Annotated in this window: 19 protein-coding genes and 1 tRNA gene; 11 read left to right on the forward strand and 9 right to left on the reverse strand. The window is 70.0% G+C overall.

Translation table 11 applies throughout. The features are described 5' to 3' along the window. Positions 1 to 2 precede the first annotated feature (2 nt). Positions 3 to 1013, forward strand: coding sequence for a 23S rRNA (guanosine(2251)-2'-O)-methyltransferase RlmB (gene rlmB / locus ACEN9V_RS14510; protein ID WP_413600884.1), 1011 nt, complete (start codon positions 3 to 5; stop codon positions 1011 to 1013). Positions 1014 to 1211: 198 nt separating this feature from the next. Here rlmB and ACEN9V_RS14515 read toward each other — a convergent pair whose 3' ends face one another. Further along, entirely contained in the window at positions 1212 to 2522 is a 1311-nt protein-coding gene (locus tag ACEN9V_RS14515; protein ID WP_402727146.1) for a DUF4032 domain-containing protein, read from the reverse strand. 99 nt (positions 2523 to 2621) lie between these two features. Beyond that, positions 2622 to 3722, reverse strand: coding sequence for an ABC transporter ATP-binding protein (locus tag ACEN9V_RS14520; protein ID WP_413600885.1), 1101 nt, complete (start codon positions 3720 to 3722; stop codon positions 2622 to 2624). 243 nt (positions 3723 to 3965) lie between these two features. On the opposite strand from ACEN9V_RS14520, the gene ACEN9V_RS14525 reads away from it, so the two are divergent. Next, complete coding sequence (locus ACEN9V_RS14525) at positions 3966 to 4874, forward strand: DsbA family protein (protein WP_413600886.1); 909 nt, start codon at positions 3966 to 3968, stop codon at positions 4872 to 4874. Here ACEN9V_RS14525 and ACEN9V_RS14530 read toward each other — a convergent pair. Then, complete coding sequence (locus ACEN9V_RS14530; protein ID WP_413600887.1) at positions 4871 to 5764, reverse strand: neutral zinc metallopeptidase; 894 nt, start codon at positions 5762 to 5764, stop codon at positions 4871 to 4873. The genes ACEN9V_RS14525 and ACEN9V_RS14530 overlap by 4 nt on opposite strands. 10 nt (positions 5765 to 5774) lie before the next feature. Beyond that, on the reverse strand, positions 5775 to 6473 hold the full coding sequence (locus ACEN9V_RS14535) for an NAD(P)H-hydrate epimerase (RefSeq protein WP_413600888.1): 699 nt from the start codon (positions 6471 to 6473) through the stop codon (positions 5775 to 5777). A 34-nt stretch (positions 6474 to 6507) separates the two neighbouring features. On the opposite strand from ACEN9V_RS14535, the gene ACEN9V_RS14540 reads away from it, so the two are divergent. Both ACEN9V_RS14540 and ACEN9V_RS14545 read left to right on the forward strand, forming a co-directional pair. Then, complete coding sequence (locus tag ACEN9V_RS14540; protein WP_413600889.1) at positions 6508 to 7296, forward strand: alpha/beta fold hydrolase; 789 nt, start codon at positions 6508 to 6510, stop codon at positions 7294 to 7296. A gap of 134 nt (positions 7297 to 7430) precedes the next feature. Further along, positions 7431 to 8462 carry an aldo/keto reductase gene (locus ACEN9V_RS14545; RefSeq protein ID WP_413600890.1) on the forward strand — a complete coding sequence of 344 codons (1032 nt, stop codon included), beginning with the start codon at positions 7431 to 7433 and terminating at the stop codon, positions 8460 to 8462. Between the two features lie 201 nt (positions 8463 to 8663). Here ACEN9V_RS14545 and ACEN9V_RS14550 read toward each other — a convergent pair. Continuing rightward, a tRNA-Thr gene (locus ACEN9V_RS14550) sits at positions 8664 to 8736 on the reverse strand. Positions 8737 to 8773: 37 nt separating this feature from the next. Further along, positions 8774 to 9178: a peptide-methionine (R)-S-oxide reductase MsrB gene (msrB, locus tag ACEN9V_RS14555; RefSeq protein ID WP_281265856.1), complete on the reverse strand. Its 405-nt coding sequence runs from the start codon at positions 9176 to 9178 to the stop codon at positions 8774 to 8776. Between the two features lie 57 nt (positions 9179 to 9235). On the opposite strand from msrB, the gene ACEN9V_RS14560 reads away from it, so the two are divergent. The 7 genes from ACEN9V_RS14560 (at position 9236) to ACEN9V_RS14590 (ending at position 15228) form a co-directional block, all read left to right on the forward strand. Further along, a complete protein-coding gene (locus tag ACEN9V_RS14560) occupies positions 9236 to 9703 on the forward strand; it encodes a GNAT family N-acetyltransferase (RefSeq protein ID WP_413600891.1) in 468 nt (155 codons plus the stop codon). Next, on the forward strand, positions 9700 to 10761 hold the full coding sequence (locus ACEN9V_RS14565) for a DUF2332 family protein (protein WP_413600892.1): 1062 nt from the start codon (positions 9700 to 9702) through the stop codon (positions 10759 to 10761). The genes ACEN9V_RS14560 and ACEN9V_RS14565 overlap by 4 nt, the downstream gene beginning before the upstream one ends. 106 nt (positions 10762 to 10867) lie before the next feature. After that, the gene (locus ACEN9V_RS14570) at positions 10868 to 11164 is read left to right on the forward strand and encodes a DUF3263 domain-containing protein (protein WP_402727139.1); all 297 of its coding nucleotides are present in this window, start codon (positions 10868 to 10870) and stop codon (positions 11162 to 11164) included. Continuing rightward, positions 11161 to 11748: a LytR C-terminal domain-containing protein gene (locus ACEN9V_RS14575; RefSeq protein WP_413600893.1), complete on the forward strand. Its 588-nt coding sequence runs from the start codon at positions 11161 to 11163 to the stop codon at positions 11746 to 11748. Before ACEN9V_RS14570 ends, ACEN9V_RS14575 begins: the two co-directional genes overlap by 4 nt. Before the next feature lie 238 nt (positions 11749 to 11986). Further along, a complete protein-coding gene (locus ACEN9V_RS14580) occupies positions 11987 to 12190 on the forward strand; it encodes a cold-shock protein (protein ID WP_022903461.1) in 204 nt (67 codons plus the stop codon). Positions 12191 to 12356: 166 nt separating this feature from the next. Continuing rightward, entirely contained in the window at positions 12357 to 13979 is a 1623-nt protein-coding gene (gene groL / locus ACEN9V_RS14585; protein ID WP_413600894.1) for a chaperonin GroEL, read from the forward strand. Between the two features lie 340 nt (positions 13980 to 14319). Continuing rightward, positions 14320 to 15228, forward strand: coding sequence for a hypothetical protein (locus ACEN9V_RS14590; RefSeq protein ID WP_413600895.1), 909 nt, complete (start codon positions 14320 to 14322; stop codon positions 15226 to 15228). Positions 15229 to 15477: 249 nt separating this feature from the next. Here ACEN9V_RS14590 and ACEN9V_RS14595 read toward each other — a convergent pair whose 3' ends face one another. The 3 genes from ACEN9V_RS14595 to ACEN9V_RS14605 form a co-directional block, all read right to left on the reverse strand. Then, complete coding sequence (locus ACEN9V_RS14595; protein ID WP_413600896.1) at positions 15478 to 17184, reverse strand: sensor histidine kinase; 1707 nt, start codon at positions 17182 to 17184, stop codon at positions 15478 to 15480. A gap of 89 nt (positions 17185 to 17273) precedes the next feature. After that, entirely contained in the window at positions 17274 to 17969 is a 696-nt protein-coding gene (locus ACEN9V_RS14600; protein WP_056120555.1) for a response regulator transcription factor, read from the reverse strand. Positions 17970 to 17991: 22 nt separating this feature from the next. Further along, complete coding sequence (locus tag ACEN9V_RS14605) at positions 17992 to 19701, reverse strand: DNA repair helicase XPB (protein ID WP_413600897.1); 1710 nt, start codon at positions 19699 to 19701, stop codon at positions 17992 to 17994. Positions 19702 to 19727: the final 26 nt, after the last annotated feature.

Genomic DNA, 19727 nt, shown 5'->3' on the forward strand with positions numbered 1-19727 from the left:
CCATGAAGAACGTCTCGGGCAACAAGAAGGGCCGTCCCGGTGCCGTGCGCTCCGGGCGCAAGGGCAACAAGCAGGTCGGCTCCGGCGGCCAGGGAGCGCAGGCGCTCGAGGGGCGCAAGCCCACCCCGAAGGCGGAGGACCGCCCGTACCACCCCGCCGGCAAGCGCAAGGCCGCCAAGGAACGGTACGACGCCGCTCGTGGTCGGCACGGTGCGTCGAACGCGCCGTCGAACCGCACCGGGCGTCCGCCGCAGCGCAAGAGCGACGACTCGGAGCTGGTGACCGGGCGCAACTCCGTGCTCGAGGCCCTGCGCACCAAGACCCCGTCGACGACGCTCTACATCGCCGCCCGCATCGAGGTGGACGACCGCGTCAAGGAGATCCTGGCGCTCGCCAACCACCGCGGCGTGCCGATCATGGAGATCATGCGCCCGGAGCTCGACCGCATCACCGGGCACGACAGCGTGCACCAGGGCGTCGCGCTCAAGGTCCCCGCGTACGAGTACGCCGTGGCCGAGGACGTCGTCGAGCGCGCGTTCTCCCGCGACGAGGTGCCGCTGATGGTGGCGCTCGACGGCATCACCGATCCGCGCAACCTCGGTGCGATCATCCGGTCCACCGCGGCGTTCGGCGGCCACGGCGTGATCGTGCCGCAGCGTCGGTCGGTCGGCGTGACGGCCTCGGCGTGGAAGACCTCCGCCGGTGCCGCCGCCCGCACCCCCGTCGCGATGGCGCCGAACCTCACGCAGACGCTCAAGTCGCTCAAGTCGATGGGGCTGTTCGTGCTCGGCCTGGCGGGCGACGGCGACGTGCAGCTCGACGCGCTCGAGCTCGCCGACCGGCCGATCGTCATCGTCGTCGGTTCCGAGGGCAAGGGCCTGTCGCGCCTGGTCACCGAGACCTGCGACGCGATCGTGTCCATCCCGATCTCGTCGGCGACGGAGTCCCTCAACGCGGGCATCGCCGCGAGCGTCACCCTGTGGGAGGTCGCCCGCCGCCGTCGCGCGGAGTAGGGCGCAGCACCGAACGCACGCACTGGGCCTCCAGTGCGTCGCTCACCGCCCCGTCCGAGTGGTCACGACACCCCGAGGGCGCGCCGCCGAGTGGTCGCGGAACGTCGCTTGGCGACGCTCCGGCCGACGGCTCCTGGCCACTCGGCGGAACCGGGCGGGGTGTCGTGACCGGTCGGCGCCGCGGCGTCGGCGTCGGCGTCAGACGTTCGCGCGCCAGTCCTCGACGTCCTCGGCCTCGTCGACGTCGGCGTCGTTCTCGACCAGCGGGATCGGCAGCGTCATCGAGGACGTCGGCGGGTTGATCAGCAGGCGCTCGTCGCGACGGTGGCGCAGCACGTCGTTGATGTACGCCGTCGTCGCCTCGGGCAGGGACACCGAACGCTCTTCTTCCTGGGACATGAACCAGCGGTGCTCGAGCAGCTCGTGGAACACCTCGGCGGGCTCGAGCCGTCCGCGGAGATCGCGTGGGATCGCTCGCACGACGGGCTCGAACACGCGGGACACCCACTCGTGCGCGACCATCTCCTCGTCGAGCTCGTCGCGACCGTTCCGCGCACGGTAGGCGTCGAGGTCGTTGAGCAGGCGGCGTGCCTGGTTCTCGCCGGCGTCCAGACCGGTGAGCCGGAGCAGACGCCGCTGGTGGTGTCCGGCGTCCACGACCTTCGGCTGGATGCGGACCTCGCCGCCGCCGGGCGCCGCGTTGATCGAGAGCTCCTCGATGTCGAAGCCGAGTGCATTGAGACGCTCGACCCGGTCGTTGATGCGCCAGCGTTCCTTGGCGTCGAACTGCTCGGTGCCGGTGAGCTCCTTCCAGAGCGTCCGGTACTGGGCGACGATGCGGTTCGAGACGTCCACCGCGTCGGCGTTCTCGTCGAGACGTCCGCCTGCCTCGAGGTCGAGGAGCTCACCGGCGATGTTCACGCGTGCGACCTCGAGGTCGTTCTCACGCTGCCCGTTCGACAGCCCGCCCGGGTAGAGCTTGCCGGTCTCGGCGTCCACCAGGTAGGCGGCGAAGGACCCGGCGTCCCGGCGGAACAGGGTGTTCGACAGCGATACGTCGCCCCAGTAGAAGCCGAGGATGTGCAGGCGCACGAGCAGGAGGGCGAGCGCGTCCACGAGCCGGGTCGCGGTGTCGGGTCGGAGCGTCTGGGAGTACAGCGCACGGTAGGGGAGCGAGAAGCGCAGGTGCCGGGTGACGAGCACCGGGTGCAGGGGTTCTCCGTCCGCGCTCATCCGGTTCGTGATGACGGCGACCGGGTCCACGCACGGGACGTCCATGCGCTGCAGGGTCCTGAGCATCTCGTACTCGGACCGGGCGATCTCCTCGCCGGTCTCCTTCACCGCGACGACGTACCCGCTGAGGTGCACGAACCGGACGAGGTGCCGCGAGATGCCCTTCGGGAGCGCGACGATCGTCTCGTCCGGCCACTCGTCGAGCGGCAGGTCCCACGGCAGGTCGAGCAGGCCGGGGTCGACGGTGGCTGCGGTGATGGACATCGAGTCGGGCACGGTTGCTCCTGTGGTGCGGTGTGCGTCCGGTGGGTGGAACGACGGGAGCCCGCCACCCGCCCTTGTGAGGCGGGCGCGGGCTCCCGAAGGGTGCGCTGCTTACGCGCTGACGACGGCCTTGTCGTCGAGGCGCTCGCCGGACTCGGCGTCGAACACGTGCACGTGGCCCTGCTTGGGGCTCACGACGATCGTGTCGCCGATCGACGGGTGTGCGCGGCCGTCCACACGCGCGACGATGTCGGTGCGCGTGCCGTTGACGTCGGCGTGACCGTAGAGGTAGCCGTCGGCGCCGAGCTCCTCGACGACGTCGACCGTGACGGGGAGGCCCTCGCCCGACTGGGACACGATGATGTCCTCGGGGCGGACGCCGACGGTGACCTGACCGGCACGCGCGTTGGAGAGCGTGTCGCGGTCGATCGGGTGGTTGAGCGAACCGAAGGAGATGCCGCCCTCGACCACACCGGCCGGGAGCAGGTTCATGGCCGGCGAACCTATGAAGCCGGCGACGAACACGTTGTTCGGCTTCTCGTACAGGTCGCGCGGGGTGCCGACCTGCTGCAGGATGCCGTCCTTGAGCACCGCGATGCGGTCACCCATGGTGAGGGCCTCGGTCTGGTCGTGCGTGACGTAGACCGTGGTGACGCCGAGACGACGCTGCAGTGACGCGATCTGCGTACGGGTCTGGACGCGGAGCTTGGCGTCGAGGTTCGACAGCGGCTCGTCCATGAGGAACACCTGCGGCTGACGGACGATCGCACGGCCCATCGCGACACGCTGACGCTGACCACCGGAGAGCGCCTTCGGCTTGCGGCCGAGGTACTGCTCGAGGTCGAGGAGCTTGGCGGCTTCCTGCACGCGGGTGGCGCGCTCTTCCTTGCCGACGCCGGCGATCTTGAGCGCGAAGCCCATGTTCTCGGCCACCGTCATGTGCGGGTACAGCGCGTAGTTCTGGAAGACCATCGCGATGTCGCGGTCCTTCGGCGGGACGTCGGTGACGTCGCGGTCGCCGATGCGGATCGCGCCGGAGTTCACTTCTTCGAGCCCCGCGAGCATGCGCAGCGAGGTCGACTTGCCACAGCCCGACGGGCCGACGAGGACGAGGAACTCGCCGTCGGCGACGTCCAGGTCGAGGGAGTCCACCGCGGGGCGGGTGCCTCCGGGGTAGAGACGGGTTGCCTTGTCATAGGTGACGGACGCCATGAGCGTTCGGTCCTTTCTCCACCGGCAGGTACGTGCCGGACGATCCGAGTGAAGCGGTGTGCCCGTGGGGGCCCCGGATGGTCGCCGTCGACCATCGAGGTTCATACAACACGACTTCCCTGTGGTGCGCCAGTGCCAGTTGCGGGATTGGGCGCTTCCCAGAGCGTCCCACTACCATCGGTCGGGTCCGTCCGCCGTGCGGGGGTGAGCGCGAGCGGACCCCGATCAGGAGGACCATCGAGCATGACGAACCGCCCCGAGGGTGATGCCCGCGCCGAGCGGAACCAACGCCGAGCAGCGGCCCGTGAGCGTGCCCAGCGCGCCCGCCTCCAGCAGAAGCGTCGCCAGCGCGGACTCCGCCTCGGGCTGCAGGTCGGCCTCGGTGTCGTGCTGCTGGCCGCGGCGACCGTGGTCACCCTCGTGCTCGTCGACTCGACGAAGCCCGCAGGCCCCGGCCCGTCGTCGATGTCGCAGGGCGGCATCACCATCGGGCAGGACCTCAAGGCCGTTTCCGGTTCGGCCTCCCCACAACCGTCCGCCTCAGACGGAGCGGCACCGGTCCGCATCACCATGTACGTCGACTACCTCTGCCCGATCTGTGGCGCGTTCGAGAAGACGAACAGCAGCTACATCGAGGGGCTCGTGGACTCCGGGGCCGCGACGGTCGACATCCACCCGATCGCGATCCTGTCGAACCGCTCGCAGGGCACGAAGTACTCGCTCCGCGCGGCGAACGCCGCCGCCTGCGTCGCGGACTCGTCGCCCGACCAGTTCTTCGCCGTCAACCGGGCCCTCTTCGCGAAGCAGCCGGAAGAAGGCACCGCCGGGCTCACCGACGCCCAGCTCACGAAGATCGTCACGGGGGTCGCCGGCGTGCAGGGCAAGTCGGCGATCACGAAGTGCATCGAGGACCAGCGCTTCGGCAAGTGGGTCGACGAACGGACCACTGCGGTGACCGGGGGCGACATCCCGGGTTCGGACCTCACCGAGTTCCCGGGGACGCCGCTCGTGCTCGTGAACGGACAGCGCTACGAGTACTCGCAGCCGTTCACCAACGACGAGTTCCGCACGTTCGTGATCACGGCCGCCGGGTCCGGCGACGCGACCCCGACGCCCACGCCGAGCGCCAGCCCGAGCGCCAGCGCGTCCTAGAGCGACGAGCCGGGGACGCTGAACGTGTCGCAGGACGTCGCGCCCTGCTCGTAGCCCCGCTCGAACCACCGCTGCCGCTGGGCGCTCGACCCGTGCGTGAACGAGTCGGGGTCCACCTGACCGCTGCTCCTCCGCTGGATGCTGTCGTCGCCGACGGCGCTCGCCGCTGAGAGCGCATCGGCGATCTGCGCACGGGTGATCGGCTTGAAGAAGGTCTGCCCGTTCGCGGCCTTCGTGTTCGCCGCGTCGCCCACCCAGGCGCCCGCGTAGCAGTCCGCCTGCAGCTCCACGCGGACGCTGCCCGACGAGGCGCCGCTGCCGCTCCGGTCGGTGTCGGCGAACGTGCCCTGCAGTTGCTGCACGTGGTGGCCCCACTCGTGCGCGACGACGTACATCTGCGCGAGCGGGCCGCCCGACGCGCCGTACTTCGACTGCAGGTCGTCGTAGAACGCGGTGTCGAGGTAGATCGCGCGGTCCGGCGGGCAGTAGAACGGGCCGGTCGCGGCGGAGGCCGTCCCGCACCCGGTGTTGGTGGACCCGTCGAACAGGTAGAAGTCGGGTGACGAGTACGAGATCCCCAGCTGCCGGCTCTCGGTCGCCCAGTAGGCGTCGAGCGACTCCGCTGCACCCTCCATGCGGCAGTCGATGCTGAGGTTCGCGTCCCGTCCCGTGCGGCACTCGGCCACCGGTGACGCCTCGGACCCGGCCTCCTGGATCTGCGTCAGACCGCCGCCGGTCCCGACGAGCCCGCTGAGGTCGAAGCCGGTGAACTGCGCGATGAGGAACACGACGATGGCCGCTGCGCCAACACCGCCCCCGGCGATGGCCGTGGTCCGCCCACGCCGCTTGACCTTGCCGCCCTGCAACTTGGAGTCGTCGTTGAACGTCATGCCACCGAACCTACGGACGGATGAGCGGCTCCGCCCGCGCGAGGTCCTCGCCGATCCCGACGTCGACCAGTTCGATGCGTCCGGCGAGGGTCGCGCCAGGGCCCCGCAGCAGACCGGCCTTCACGCCGCCGAACGTCACGGTGACGTCGGCCTGCAGCACGTGGTCGTCGGCGATCGCGCCGGTGTCGACGTCGATGCCGCTCGGCACGTCGACCGCGACGACGAACGGGGCGCGCTGGTCGCGCGCGAGCTCGCGGATCGCCTGCACGACCTCGCGCGCCGGCGAGCGGAGCGCAGACGCGCCGCGCACGCCGATTCCGAGGATCGCGTCCAGGACCAGGTCGGCGCGCAGCGCCGCGTCGGACGCGGTCGCGGCCGGGTCGCCACCGTCGGACAGGAGGACCGCACCGGCATCCAGCGCAGCCCTGAGGCCCGCCTCGTGGATGCGCGAGCCGACGCGCAGGATCTCCACGTGCCTCCCGTCCGATGCCAGCCCCGCACCCGCGAACAGGGCGTCGCCGCCGTTGTCGCCGCTGCCCACCAGCAGCAGGACCGACCCGCGGCCGTCACCCGGCCGCTCGGCCGGGTCGTCGAGCAGACGCCCGACGTGCTCGGCCAGCCCTGCTGCGGCCCGCTGCATCAGCGGCTCACCCGCATCGAGGTGCGGCCGCTCCGCCGCCCGGATCTGATCGCCGCCGTAGCCGTCCATGGCGACCACAGTGCCCGGATACCCTGGAGAGGACATGTCACTCGTCCCCGAAGCACCCCGACCCCGCGCCGTGATGTCCCCGGACGGGCAGCGCATCGCCACGTACGACTTCGGCGACCCCGACGCCCCGACCGTCGTCGCGGTGCACGGGTTCGCGTCCGGCGCGCTGCTCAACTGGCACGCCTCCGGCTGGACCCGCGACCTCGTGCGCGCCGGGTACCGCGTCGTCGCGCTCGACCAGCGCGGGCACGGTGCCTCGTCGAAGCCGCACGAGCCGAGCGCGTACTCGATGGACCTGCTCGTGGCCGACGTCACGACCGTCATCGACACGTACCTGCTCGACGACGTCGCGTTCCTCGGGTACTCCCTCGGCGCCCGCGTCGGCTGGCACACCGCCGAGCGGATCCCGGACCGGATCACCCGCGCGGTGTTCGGCGGGATCCCCGACGCCGACCCGATGCGGCGTGTGCAGGTCGACCAGGCCAGGGCGTTCATCGCCGACGGCACGCCGATCGAGGACCGCGTGACGAACGGCTACCTGACGATGGCGGGGAACGTCGAGGGGAACGACCTCGGCGCGCTCGTGGCGATGGTCGAGGGGATGCGGAACAGCATCGAGCCGACGCCGGCGAACGCACCTGGTCAGCCGATCCTGATGGCGGCCGGCAGCGAGGACGGCATCAGGGACAGCGCCGTGCGGCTGGCCGAGGCGGCGCCGGACGCGTCGTTCTTCGAGATCCCGGGGCGGAACCACTTCAATGCCCCCACGAGCAGGGCGTTCCGGCAGGCGGCGATCGCGTTCCTGGGCGCAACCACGCAGTGACATCGTTCGGCGCCCCGACGTCGAGGGCGTTCCGGCAGGCGGCGATCGCGTTCCTGGATCGCACGGCCTCGGGGTCCTGACCGGTACTCGCAGGGCCTCTCGGTCCGGCGGCGACGCGGCGTAGCGTCCGTCGCATGGAATACAGACTCCTCGGGAACAGCGGGACAGCGGTGTCCACCCTGACCCTCGGCACCATGACGTTCGGCAGCGAAGCCGACGAACCCACCTCGCACGCGATGATCGACGCCTTCGTCGCAGCGGGCGGCACGCTCGTCGACACGGCGGACGTGTACTCCGGCAACGAGTCCGAGCGCATCATCGGCCGGTGGCTCGCGGCACACCCCACCGAGGCCCAGCAGATCGTCATCGCGACGAAGGGCCGCTTCCCGCAGGGCGACGGGCCGAACGACCTCGGGCTGTCGCGCCGGCACCTCCGTGTCGCACTCGACGCCTCCCTGGAGCGGCTCGGCGTCGACCACATCGACCTGTACCAGATGCACGCGTGGGACGCCCTGACCCCGATCGAGGAGACCCTGCGCTTCCTCGACGACGCCGTGTCCGCGGGCAAGATCGGCTCGTACGGCTTCTCGAACTACCTCGGGTACCAGGTCACGAAGGCCGTGTACGAGGCTCGAGCCCACCACTTCGCACCGCCCGTCACCCTGCAGCCGCAGTACAACCTGCTCGTCCGCGACATCGAGCACGAGGTGGTCCCCGCGTGCCTCGACGCCGGCATCGGACTGCTGCCGTGGTCGCCGCTCGCCGGTGGGTGGCTCTCCGGCAAGTACCAGCGCGACGAGGCCCCGACCGGCTCCACCCGCCTCGGCGAGAACCCCGAGCGCGGCATGGAGGCATGGGAAGCCCGGAACGGCGACGAGCGGACGTGGGAGGTGCTCGACGTGCTCTCCGGTGTGGCCGATGCGCACGGTGCATCGCGCTCGCAGGTCGCGCTCGCGTGGCTCCTCGCCCGCCCGGCGGTCACGAGCGTCATCCTCGGCGCGCGGACGGTGTCGCAGCTCGAGGACAACCTCGGTGCGGCCGACCTCGTGCTCACCGACGCCGAAGTGCAGGCGCTGACGGACGCGAGCGCCCCGCGGATCGACGACTACCCCTACGGCACAGCCGGCGTCGCACAGCGGGAGCGCAAGATCCGCGGCGGTCGCTGAGCGTTCGTTGCGGGAAGCCGCGAGGTCGCTCAGCGAGTCTGGACGGGCGGTTGGGTGAGGTGTCATCATCCCGGTACGGCCGGCTGGTTACCGCGCCGAGCGCCCCGGAACGCCCCCTGATCCGTGTTCCACCTGCGCCGAGAGCCCCGAGCGACATGGTCGCCGGGGCTCTCGCTCTGTCAGGGGATCCCGACAACACTGGGCCGGCAGCGGGACTTGAACCCGCAACCCCCGTATTACAAGTACGGTGCGCTACCAATTGCGCCATGCCGGCTGACGCGCATCATCTTACCGGTGAGCGCGTCGGTGACTCATTCGCTCTGCTCGGAGAAGTTCAGCGAGAGCGAGTTCATGCAGTACCGGTCGCCGGTCGGCGTGCCGAAGCCGTCGGGGAACACGTGCCCGAGGTGCGAGCCGCAGTTCGCGCAGCGGACCTCGGTACGTGCCATGCCGAGGGAGTTGTCCTCGATCAGGGTCACGGCCTCCGGGTTCACCGACTCGTAGAACGACGGCCAACCGCAGCCGGAGTCGAACTTCGTGCCGCTCTTGAACAGCTCGGCGCCACATGCCGCACAGGTGTAGATCCCGGCACGTTCCTCGTCCAGGAGTTCACCCGTCCAGGGGCGCTCGGTGCCGGCCTGCCGGAGGACGGCGTACTGCTCGGGGGAGAGTTCCTCGCGCCACTCGGCGTCGGACTTCTCGACGTTGTAAGCCATTGATGTGCCTCCTGCTTCTGGCTCTGGGATGCAGCCACTGTCAGTAAACTCGCCCGGGTGTCCGAGCATTCCGTGCAACGCGCCTCGTGGGACCGTCTGACGACGGACGAACTGTACGGCATCGTCCGGTTGCGCAATCGCGTGTTCGCACTCGAGCAACGCGTCTCGGACGAGGACTTCGACGGCCGCGACCGCGAACCCGACACCGAGCACTGGTGGTTCGGAACCGACGCCGAAGCGGTCGGGTACCTGCGGCTGATCCGTCCGGCACCCGGCGAGGTGCACCCGGCGGGCACGGCGGCCCCGGCGTGGGTGATCGGACGCGTCGCGACGCACCCCGACCACCGCGGCACCGGGATCGCGGGACGACTGGTCGCGGCGGTGCTCGAGGCCCACGGGCACGAACCGTTCGTCCTGCACGCACAGGAGTACGTCGCGGCGCTCTACGAACGGCACGGGTTCGTGCGGTTCGGCGAACCGTACGTGGAGGCCGGCATCCGCCACCTCGGGATGTACCGCGAGTGAGCACCCGCGCCCGCTACGCCGCGTACGCGGACCGGATCGCCTCCGTGTCGCCGACCTACGCCGCGTGGGCACGCTCGCTCGACGACGACCTGGTCGGGCTCCTCGACGAGGTCCCGGCGACCCAGCGGCAACCGGAGCTCCTGTTCGCGGTCGCGCGTCGGCTGGGCGCGGATCCGTCGGATCCGGGAGCGCTCCGCGCCCTCGGACGGGAGGCTCGCCCCACGCTCGTCGCGGCCCTCGCCTCCGCCACGGTGCAGGCGAACGACCCGCGGCGGCTCGGTCCGGTCGTCCCGCTGTTCGCAGCGCTCGCCGCGACGGTCTCGCGGCCGATCGGGCTCGTCGACGTCGGTGCGTCCGCCGGGCTGTGCTCGATCCCCGACCGGGTGACGCTCGACTACCGTGTCGCGGCCGATCCCGCGTCGGATCGCGCCCCGTCCCGGACATCGCACCCCGTCACGACCGGGCGCGATGACCATCAGGGGGCGCGAACCCGCACCGTGCGGATGGCCACCGCCGCGGCCGACCCGTCGATCCACCTCGTCGCCGACGCATCGGGAGCGGTGCCGGCGCCGGCCACGGCGCCGATCCGGATCGCGGCGCGCGTCGCCCTCGACCCGAACCCGATCGACCTCGCCGCGCCCCACGCGTTCGACCGGTTGGTGGAGGCGGTGCCGCCGGAGGCACTGGACCGCACCGCCCTGATGCGTGCGGCGGCGCGCGCGACGCTCGCCGTGCCTCCCGTCCGGGTCGCCGGCCGCGTGCCCGACGACCTGGACCGTGCACTCGACCTGCTGCCGGACGACTGCGATCCGGTCGTGCTGACCACCGGGACCCTCGTCTACGTCCCCGGGCCGGACCGCCAACGGTTCGTCGACCGCGTCGCCGAAGGCGGCGTGCGCTGGATCGCCCTCGAGCGGACCGGCATCCTGACGGGTGTCGCGGCCACGCTGCCGGACGACGTGGACGCCGCGGCTCCCGGAGCGTTCGCGACCCTGTCGGTCGACGGCGTCGCGGTCGCGGTGTCCGACGCCTTCGGCACCACGATCCGCTGGTTCTGAGAGGGTCAGCGGCCGATTCCGCGACAGTCCAGCGCCATGCCAGGGTCGACATCGACGGCACCCCTACGATGTGCGAGACCCGTTACCCGAATGTGATCGGACCGTCGTGACCACCATCCCCGCGGACGAGCTCAGCGAGCTCGCCAAGCACGTGCTCGCCTTCGAGCACGAGCGTGCGCGGCACGACCGGACGAAGGAAGCCGAGATCCGGGTCGAGTTCGACATGTCGCCGGCGCGCTACTACCAGGTGCTCAACCGGGTGATCGACTCCCCTGCGGCGCTGGCGTACGACCCGCAGCTCGTCGGGCGACTGCAGCGACTGCGCCGTGCGCGGACGAGCGCGCGGGCGAACCGCAGCTTCGTCCAGCCGGCGACCGCCACCGGAACCGAAGAGGAACGATGACGAGATTCCCCCATGACCGCTTCGACGACGTGACCGACGGGCCACGAGTCGGAGCGCACCGCGGCATGCACCGGCGGGGACGCGGCTGGATCGCGTTCGCGTGGGCGGCGCTCGCGACGGGCGTGCTGGTCGGCATCGGGGTGCTCGTCCTCGCGCTCCTGAACGGCAGCTACTCGTTCACCGGCGACTCGTCGTCCGCGCCGTCGGCGTCAGCGTCGTCGTCCGCTTCGCCGTCTTCGTCCTCGTCGCCGGACGGTTCCTCGTCGTCTTCGTCGTCGGAGGCCGCTGCCGCGACGCCGTCGGACCAGGGCAGCACGACGCTCGTCGTCCTGAACGGCACGTCGACGCCCGGGCTCGCGGCCTCGGGCACGTCGAAGCTGACCGCAGCTGGGTGGAAGGTGACCTCGAGCGGCAACGCCGGGACCACGGGCACCGCGTCGACGATCGTGTACTACCAGCAGGAGTCGCAGGCCGCGCTCGCGAAGGGGATCGCGCAGTCCCTCGGGGTCACCGCCGTGGAACAGTCGGCGGCGTTCCCGAATGCCGACATCAGTGTCGTGCTCGGGGCCGACTTCAGCGGTTGAGTCTTCCTTTTGTAACAACTGTGTTTCCGGCACGTTGAGTTCCGGCGGAATCGTCGTGAAATACCCGTCACACCCCTTGCCGAATCGCGCTTCCTGATTAGAGTCACAAGTGGTCACCCCGTGATCGGAATGTCGTCGCACCTCGGTACGCACGCCAGGAAAGCCCGGGACTCGGACCCGCGGCGCCTCCCGACGGTGCCGTCGATCGCAACAGCAGTACCGCAGGGAGCAACAGATCATGGCCAACGGAACCGTCAAGTGGTTCAACGCTGAAAAGGGCTTCGGCTTCATCACCGTCGATGGAGGGGGCCAGGACGTGTTCGTCCACTACTCGGCCATCGACATGAGCGGCTACAAGGTCCTCGAAGAGGGTCAGGCAGTGACGTTCGACGTCGGCACGGGGTCCAAGGGCCCGCAGGCCGAGTCGGTGCGTCCCGCCTAGTCGCCGAACCACTCGCGAACGCGTCGTCCCGTCGGGGCGGCGCGTTCGTTCGTGTGGGCGTCGTGTGTTGCACTCTCAGGGGGTGAGTGCCAGAATCGGCATTGGCACTCGGTCGTACTGAGTGCCAGAAGACCCCCACGACGTCCGGGAGGGACGAGAAACTCACATGGCTAAGATCATTGCTTTCGACGAGGAGGCCCGCCGTGGCCTCGAGCGCGGCCTGAACCAGCTGGCCGACGCCGTGAAGGTGACGCTCGGCCCGCGCGGCCGCAACGTCGTCCTCGAGAAGAAGTGGGGCGCCCCCACGATCACGAACGACGGTGTCTCCATCGCCAAGGAGATCGAGCTCGACGACCCGTACGAGAAGATCGGTGCGGAGCTCGTCAAGGAGGTCGCCAAGAAGACCGACGACGTCGCCGGTGACGGCACGACCACCGCGACCGTGCTCGCCCAGGCCCTCGTCCGCGAAGGTCTCCGCAACGTCGCCGCCGGTGCCGACCCCGTCTCGCTGAAGCGCGGCATCGAGAAGGCCGTCGCGGCCGTCTCGGACCAGCTGCTCGCGAACGCCAAGGACATCGAGACCAAGGACCAGATCGCCGCCACCGCGTCGATCTCCGCTGCGGACCCGACGATCGGCGCGCTCATCGCCGAGGCCATCGACAAGGTCGGCAAGGAAGGCGTCGTCACCGTCGAGGAGTCGAACACCTTCGGCACCGAGCTCGAGCTCACCGAGGGCATGCGCTTCGACAAGGGCTACCTGTCGCAGTACTTCGTCACCGACCCCGAGCGTCAGGAAGCCGTCTTCGAGGACGCCTACATCCTGATCGTCAACTCGAAGATCTCGAACATCAAGGACCTCCTGCCGGTCGTCGACAAGGTGATCCAGGCTGGCAAGCAGCTCCTGATCATCGCCGAGGACGTCGACGGCGAAGCGCTCGCGACCCTCGTCGTGAACAAGATCCGCGGCATTTTCAAGTCCGTCGCCGTCAAGGCCCCGGGCTTCGGCGACCGTCGCAAGGCGATGCTGCAGGACATCGCGATCCTCACCGGCGGCCAGGTCATCTCGGAAGAGGTCGGCCTCAAGCTCGAGAACGCCACGCTCGACCTGCTCGGCAAGGCCCGCAAGGTCATCATCACCAAGGACGAGACCACCATCGTCGAGGGTGCTGGCGACGAGGAGCAGATCGCCGGCCGCGTCCGTCAGATCCGCTCCGAGATCGAGGCGACCGACTCCGACTACGACCGCGAGAAGCTCCAGGAGCGCCTCGCGAAGCTCGCCGGTGGCGTGGCCGTCATCAAGGCGGGTGCCGCGACCGAGGTCGAGCTCAAGGAGCGCAAGCACCGCATCGAGGACGCCGTCCGCAACGCGAAGGCAGCCGTCGAAGAGGGCATCGTCGCCGGTGGTGGCGTCGCCCTCATCCAGGCCGGTGCCGTGGCGCTCGAGTCCCTCTCGCTCGAGGGTGACGAGGCGACCGGTGCGAACATCGTCCGCGTGGCGATCGACGCGCCGCTCAAGCAGATCGCGCTCAACGCCGGCATGGAGCCTGGCGTCGTCGCTGCTCGTGTCCGCGAGCTCGAGTCGGGTTGGGGCCTCAACGCCGCGACCGGTGAGTACGTCGACCTGATCGCCGCCGGCATCATCGACCCGGCCAAGGTGACCCGCTCGGCGCTGCAGAACGCCGCGTCGATCGCTGGTCTGTTCCTCACGACCGAGGCCGTCGTCGCCGACAAGCCGGAGCGCACCCCTGCTGCTCCCGCCGGCGACCCGACGGGTGGCATGGACTTCTAGTCCGTCGTTCTCGAAGGCCCCCGCACGCTGCGCGTGCGGGGGCCTTCCGCGTGCGGGGGCGTGCGCGGGGTCGGGGGCGGGCGGCCGGGCGCTCGCGGCCGGACGCTCGTCGACCGGTCGCAACACCCCGTTCACTTCCGCCGAGTGGCCCCAACTTGTCGGGTGGCGAGGCTTCAGGCGACGGTCTTTGACCAGTGGGCAGCACTCTGACGGGGTGTCGTGACCAGTGGTGAGCGCCCGCCCGCGAGCTGAGTCTCACACAGGGGGCTCCAATCCCGTCGCTCTCCACCGTTTCGTCCGGCGCTGAGCGGCTTCCGACCGTCTCGACGCACGATCAGGGATGCCGCACCCACGCCCGCTGCCCGATGTCCTCCTGCACCGCGCCTTCCGCGTCTCCGACGCTGCCGCCCACGGCGTGAACGCCGAACGGCTCCGTCGCTCGGACCTGTCGAGGCCGGTCCACGGGGTCAGGGCCGCCGTGGACAGTCACGGGTTCGAGTCCTTCGTCACTGCCCTGTCACTCGTGATGCGGCCCGATCAGTTCTTCAGCCACACGACGGCCGCGCGACTCTGGGGTGCACCCCTGCCGAAGGCGGTGCAGGACGATCCGGCCGTCCATGTGTCGACGGTCTCGGACGCTCCACGAATGCGCCGCCCGAACGTCCGGGGCCACCGTCTCTCTGCCTCCGGTGTCACGGAGTCGGGCGGACGACGGCTCGCCACGCCGGCTGATTCCTGGGCACAGTGCGCCTCGCTCCTCGGTACCCGTGCACTCGTCGCCGTCGGGGACCACTTCGTGGGGCGGAGCCACTTCGAGACGACGATCGCGGACCTGGCCGACGCGATCATCCCGGGTTCGCGGTCCTCGATCGCAGCGCGGACCGCGGTCGACCTCGTGCGGGTCGGCGCGGAATCGCCGATGGAGACCTGGTTCCGGCTGGCGATCGTCGACGCCGGGTTCCCGGAGCCGGAGCTGAACGTCGAGGTGCGAGACGCGAACCGGCAGTTGCTCGGCCGCGTGGACATGGCCTGGCCCGAGTTGCGCATCGCGTTCGAGTACGACGGCGATCATCATCGCGCGCGCGACGTCTTTCATCACGACCAGCGGCGCGACAACGGGTTCGTCGTCAACGGCTGGATCGCCGTGCACGCCACATCAGCCGACGCGCATCGTCCCACCGTCGTGTTCGAGCGTCTCCGCCAGGCGTTCGAGCTGCGACTGGGCACAGATCGTCGGTCCGCCGCATGAGGCCGAGCACGCCGTACCAGTCGCGGCGCCTCGAGTTGTCACGACTCCCCGTTGGGTCACCTCCGACCGGTCGCAGAACGTCGGGCGAGGACCCGCCGAACGACGACTTGCGGCCACTCGGCGGAGCTGAGCGGGGTGTTGTGACCGGTCGGGGGGGGGCGCCGGGCGGGCGCCGGCTCAGGACAGGGGGGCGCCGGGCGGGCGCCGGCTCAGGACAGGGCGGGGGGCGCCGGGCGGCGGAGCGCCGGGTCAGGACAGGGTGGGGGCGGCGGGGGACTCCGGGGCGGGCGGGGTGTAGTCGCGGGGGAGCAGGGGGAGCCAGATGCGGAAGGTGGCGCCGCCGCCCTCGGTGTCGATGACCTCCACCGAACCCTGGTGTGCGGCGACGATCCCGGACACGATCGCGAGGCCGAGCCCCGAGCCGCCGGTGTCCCGAGCGCGGGAGGTGTCCGCACGCCAGAAGCGCTGGAAGATCTTGTCGCGGAGCTGCGGCGGGATGCCCTCGCCGTGGTCGATGACGTCGATGTGCGCCATGCCGCGGTCGTCGTCCACGCCGATGCCGATCTCGATCGGGTCGTCGTGCTCGGTGAACCGCATGGCGTTGCCCATCAGGTTCGTCACGACCTGCCGGATCTTGTTCTCCTCCGCCAGGACGATCGGCGGGCGCTTCGGCATCACGACGGTGGGCAGCGGCGTCGTCTCGTCCGTCGGCGGTGCGTCCAGGTTCATCGCGCGGTTCCGGCGGGCACGCAGCCGGGCGAGGGTCTGACGGGAGAACGCGATCGGACCGGTGGTGTTGGCGGACGGCGACGCCGGAGCGGAGTCCGATGACGGGGAGACCGCGGCCGGTCCGAACGCCGACGGCGCACGCACGGCCTGCGGCACGTCCTCGACGAGCACCTGGATCTCGCGGTCGGGGTTCGACGCCATGGTGTCGAGCGCCGAGTCGCGGGCGATGGCCACGAGGTCCACGGGGCCGAGCTCGAGCGGCTTCGACTCGTCGATGCGTGCGAGCTGGAGGAGGTCCTGCACGAGGAGCCCCATGCGCTGGGCTTCCTTCTCGATGCGGCTCATCGCCTGGGCGACGTCCTCTTCCTTGCGGAGCGCACCCATCCGGTACAGCTCGGCGTACCCGCGGAGAGACACCAGGGGTGTGCGGAGTTCGTGCGACGCGTCGCCGACGAACCGGCGCATCTGGTCGATGGTGCGCTGACGGTCCTCGAACGCGCTGTCGATCCGCTCGAGCATCGCGTTGAGCGAGCGGTTGAGTCGGCCGACCTCGGTGTTCGGGGTGTCGTCCTCGAGGCGCTGGTTGAAGTCACCGGCGGCGAACCGGGCGGCGGTGTCCTCGACGTCGCGCAGCGGGTCGAAGGTGGCGGTCACGAGGAGCCGGGTGAGCATCGCGCCGAGCAGGATCACCGAGATCCCGAAGCCCAGGAAGATGACCGTGAACCGCGCGATGGTCTGGTCGGTGTCCGCGCTGGACACGGCGACGAGGACGTAACCGGTCTCGGTGGCACCGGTCGACAGGTTCTGCAGGTTCGCCGGGATCACCTGCGCGCGCCACTCGTGGTTGTGCTGCTTGTCGTAGAGGCTGAACGGGGCGTTCGCCTTCGTCGCCGCGGAGAAGTTCACCGACGAGATGTCCGGCTGCGACGTCGACTGCGTGTCGCAGATCTGCTTGCCGTCCCCGTCGTAGGCGGCGACGTACGAGCTCTTCTCGAGCACCATGGTGAGCTTGCAGTACTGCTCACCGTCGCTGATGTTCTGCCCCTCGAGCTGCGACGTCGTCGTCGTCACCTGGTTGTCCAGACGAGAGACCAGGTAGGTCGACAGCACGGTCATGGTGCCGAGACCGGCGACGAGCAGTCCGAGCGCGACCAGGAGCACCGTGATCCCGGTGATCTTGGTGCGCAGGGAGATGCCGTCCCACCAGCGGTTCATTCTGGAGTGCATGCTGCCTCAACGGTAGACGGCGCCCGTCCGGCGAAACCGGACGAGCGCCGTGAGAACGACCAGGACCTGACGGCCCTGCGAACAAGACCTCAGGAGGCCTTCGACGCCTTGAGCATGTAGCCGAACCCACGCTTGGTCTGGATGATCGGCTCGGTCGAGTACTGGTCGAGCTTCCGACGCAGGTACGAGATGTAGGACTCGACGATGCCCGCGTCCCCGTTGAAGTCGTACTCCCACACGTGGTCGAGGATCTGCGCCTTCGACAACACGCGGTTGGGGTTGAGCATGAGGTAGCGGAGGAGCTTGAACTCGGTGGGGGAGAGCTCGATCTGCGCGTCGCCGATGGTGACCTCGTGCGTGTCCTGGTCCATCGTGAGCTCGCCGGCGCGGATGATCGCGTCTTCCTCGTCGTTCATCGTGCGACGGAGGATCGCCTTGATGCGGGCGACGATCTCGTCGAGCGAGAACGGCTTCGTGACGTAGTCGTCGCCGCCGACGGTGAGGCCGGTGATCTTGTCCTCGGTGTCGTCCTTCGCGGTGAGGAACAGGATCGGCGAGGTGTACCCGGAGGAACGGAGGCGCTTGGTGACGCCGAACCCGTTCATGTCGGGGAGCATGACGTCGAGGATGATCAGGTCCGGCTCTTCCTCGAGCACGGCGGAGATCGCCTGCGCGCCGTTCCCGACCGCACGCACGGCGAACCCGGCGAAGCGGAGCGAGGTCGTGAGGAGATCGCGGATGTTCGGCTCGTCGTCGACGATCAGGATCTTGGGGCCATCGGTCATGACCCCATCCTCTGACCGTTGGCTAAACGTTTCCTGAGAGCGAAGCAGACGTCACCTGGTCGGCGTCGAGGATCGTGTACGAGTACCCCTGCTCCGCGAGGAACCGCTGCCGGTTCTGCGCGAAGTCCTGGTCCACCGTGTCCCGCGTCACGAGCGTGTAGAACGATGCCGGCAAGCCGTCCTTGTTCGGCCGCAGGAGTCGCCCGAGCCGCTGCGCCTCTTCCTGCCGCGACCCGAACGAGCCCGAGATCTGGATGGCGACCGTGGCGTCCGGCAGGTCGACCGAGAAGTTCGCCACCTTCGACACGACGAGCACGTCGATCGAGCCCTCGCGGAACGCCTGGAACAGCCGCTCCCGCTCGTCGATGGGCGTCGCGCCCGTGATCTCGGCGGCATCGAGCGAGGCGGCCAAGGAGTCCAGTTGGTCGATGTACTGCCCGATCACCAGGATCTGCTCGCCGCGGTGCCGCTCGATGAGCGAGCGCACCACCGGGGTCTTCGCCGGGGTCGTCGCCGCGAGCCGGTATCGCTCGTCGTCGCCGGACGCCGCGTACTCCAGCCGGTCCTCGTGCGGCAGGTCGATCCGCACCTCGTAGCACTCAGCGGGGGAGATGTAGCCCTGGGCCTCGATCTCCTTCCACGGTGCGTCGTACCGCTTCGGGCCGATGAGGGAGAACACGTCGCCTTCGCGGCCGTCCTCGCGCACCAGGGTGGCGGTGAGGCCCAGGCGTCGTCGGGCCTGCAGGTCGGCGGTCAGCTTGAAGACCGGCGCCGGCAGCAGGTGCACCTCGTCGTAGACCACGAGGCCCCAGTCGAGCGCGTCGAGGAGTGACAGGTGCGTGTACTCGCCCTTCCGGCGGGCGGTGAGGATCTGGTACGTCGCGATCGTGACCGGCCGGATCTCCTTGACGCTGCCGGAGTACTCGCCGATCTCGTCCTCGGTCAGGCTGGTCCGGCGCAGCAGCTCGGAGCGCCACTGCCTGGCGGACACGGTGTTCGTCACGAGGATGAGCGTCGTGGCCTTGACGGTCGCCATCGCCCCGGCGCCGACGAGCGTCTTGCCGGCACCACATGGCAGCACGACGACACCGGACCCCTGCGCGAAGAAGCTGCCGACGGCGTCCTCCTGGTAGGGGCGGAGACTCCACGAGGAGGTGTCGAGGTCGATGGCGTGGGGCTGCCCAGGCGTGTACCCGGCGAGGTCCTCCGCCGGCCAGCCGATCTTCACGAGCTCCTGCTTGACCTGCCCGCGGGCCCACTGCTGCAGCTCGATGGCGGTGTCCGAGCGCTTGTCGCCGAGCAGCGGCTTGATGCGCTTCGAGCGGACCACCTCGGCGAGGACCGACGGGTCCGTCGCCGTGAGCAGGAGGGTCGGCTGCCGCTCGAGTGCTTCGCCGGGGGAGTTCGCGATGACCGGCGCGTCCACGGGGTCCTCACGCCGGATCACGAGGCGTCCGTACCGGGAGACGGTGTCGCGGATGTCCACGGTGACGCTCTGCGGCACCGGGAACTTCGCGAAGCGCTCGAGCGTGTCGATCATGGACTCCGCGTCGTGCCCGGCGGCGCGCGCGTTCCACAGGCCGAGGCGCGTGATGCGGTAGGTGTGCACGTGTTCCGGCGCGCGCTCGAGCTCGGCGAACACGGCGAGCTCGTGGCGCGCGTCCTCGGCGTCGGGGTGCGCGACCTCGAGCAGTACCGTGCGGTCGCTCTGGACGATCAGCGGTCCGTTCATGACCTTCTAGCCTAGCCGAGCACGCC

The organism is Curtobacterium sp. Curtsp57 (genome assembly GCF_047324335.1).
Taxonomy (GTDB): domain Bacteria; phylum Actinomycetota; class Actinomycetes; order Actinomycetales; family Microbacteriaceae; genus Curtobacterium.

Bases quoted from the DNA above. Each gene is read 5' to 3' on its own strand.
- ACEN9V_RS14605 (WP_413600897.1), bottom strand. From the start codon at position 19,701: ATGAACGGACCGCTGATCGTCCAGAGCGACCGCACGGTACTGCTCGAG.
- ACEN9V_RS14540 (WP_413600889.1), top strand. From the start codon at position 6,508: ATGTCACTCGTCCCCGAAGCACCCCGACCCCGCGCCGTGATGTCCCCG.
- ACEN9V_RS14520 (WP_413600885.1), bottom strand. From the start codon at position 3,722: ATGGCGTCCGTCACCTATGACAAGGCAACCCGTCTCTACCCCGGAGGC.
- ACEN9V_RS14530 (WP_413600887.1), bottom strand. From the start codon at position 5,764: ATGACGTTCAACGACGACTCCAAGTTGCAGGGCGGCAAGGTCAAGCGG.
- ACEN9V_RS14595 (WP_413600896.1), bottom strand. From the start codon at position 17,184: ATGCACTCCAGAATGAACCGCTGGTGGGACGGCATCTCCCTGCGCACC.
- groL (WP_413600894.1), top strand. From the start codon at position 12,357: ATGGCTAAGATCATTGCTTTCGACGAGGAGGCCCGCCGTGGCCTCGAG.
- rlmB (WP_413600884.1), top strand. From the start codon at position 3: ATGAAGAACGTCTCGGGCAACAAGAAGGGCCGTCCCGGTGCCGTGCGC.
- ACEN9V_RS14525 (WP_413600886.1), top strand. From the start codon at position 3,966: ATGACGAACCGCCCCGAGGGTGATGCCCGCGCCGAGCGGAACCAACGC.
- msrB (WP_281265856.1), bottom strand. From the start codon at position 9,178: ATGGCTTACAACGTCGAGAAGTCCGACGCCGAGTGGCGCGAGGAACTC.
- ACEN9V_RS14600 (WP_056120555.1), bottom strand. From the start codon at position 17,969: ATGACCGATGGCCCCAAGATCCTGATCGTCGACGACGAGCCGAACATC.
- ACEN9V_RS14575 (WP_413600893.1), top strand. From the start codon at position 11,161: ATGACGAGATTCCCCCATGACCGCTTCGACGACGTGACCGACGGGCCA.
- ACEN9V_RS14590 (WP_413600895.1), top strand. From the start codon at position 14,320: ATGCCGCACCCACGCCCGCTGCCCGATGTCCTCCTGCACCGCGCCTTC.
- ACEN9V_RS14580 (WP_022903461.1), top strand. From the start codon at position 11,987: ATGGCCAACGGAACCGTCAAGTGGTTCAACGCTGAAAAGGGCTTCGGC.
- ACEN9V_RS14545 (WP_413600890.1), top strand. From the start codon at position 7,431: ATGGAATACAGACTCCTCGGGAACAGCGGGACAGCGGTGTCCACCCTG.
- ACEN9V_RS14535 (WP_413600888.1), bottom strand. From the start codon at position 6,473: ATGGACGGCTACGGCGGCGATCAGATCCGGGCGGCGGAGCGGCCGCAC.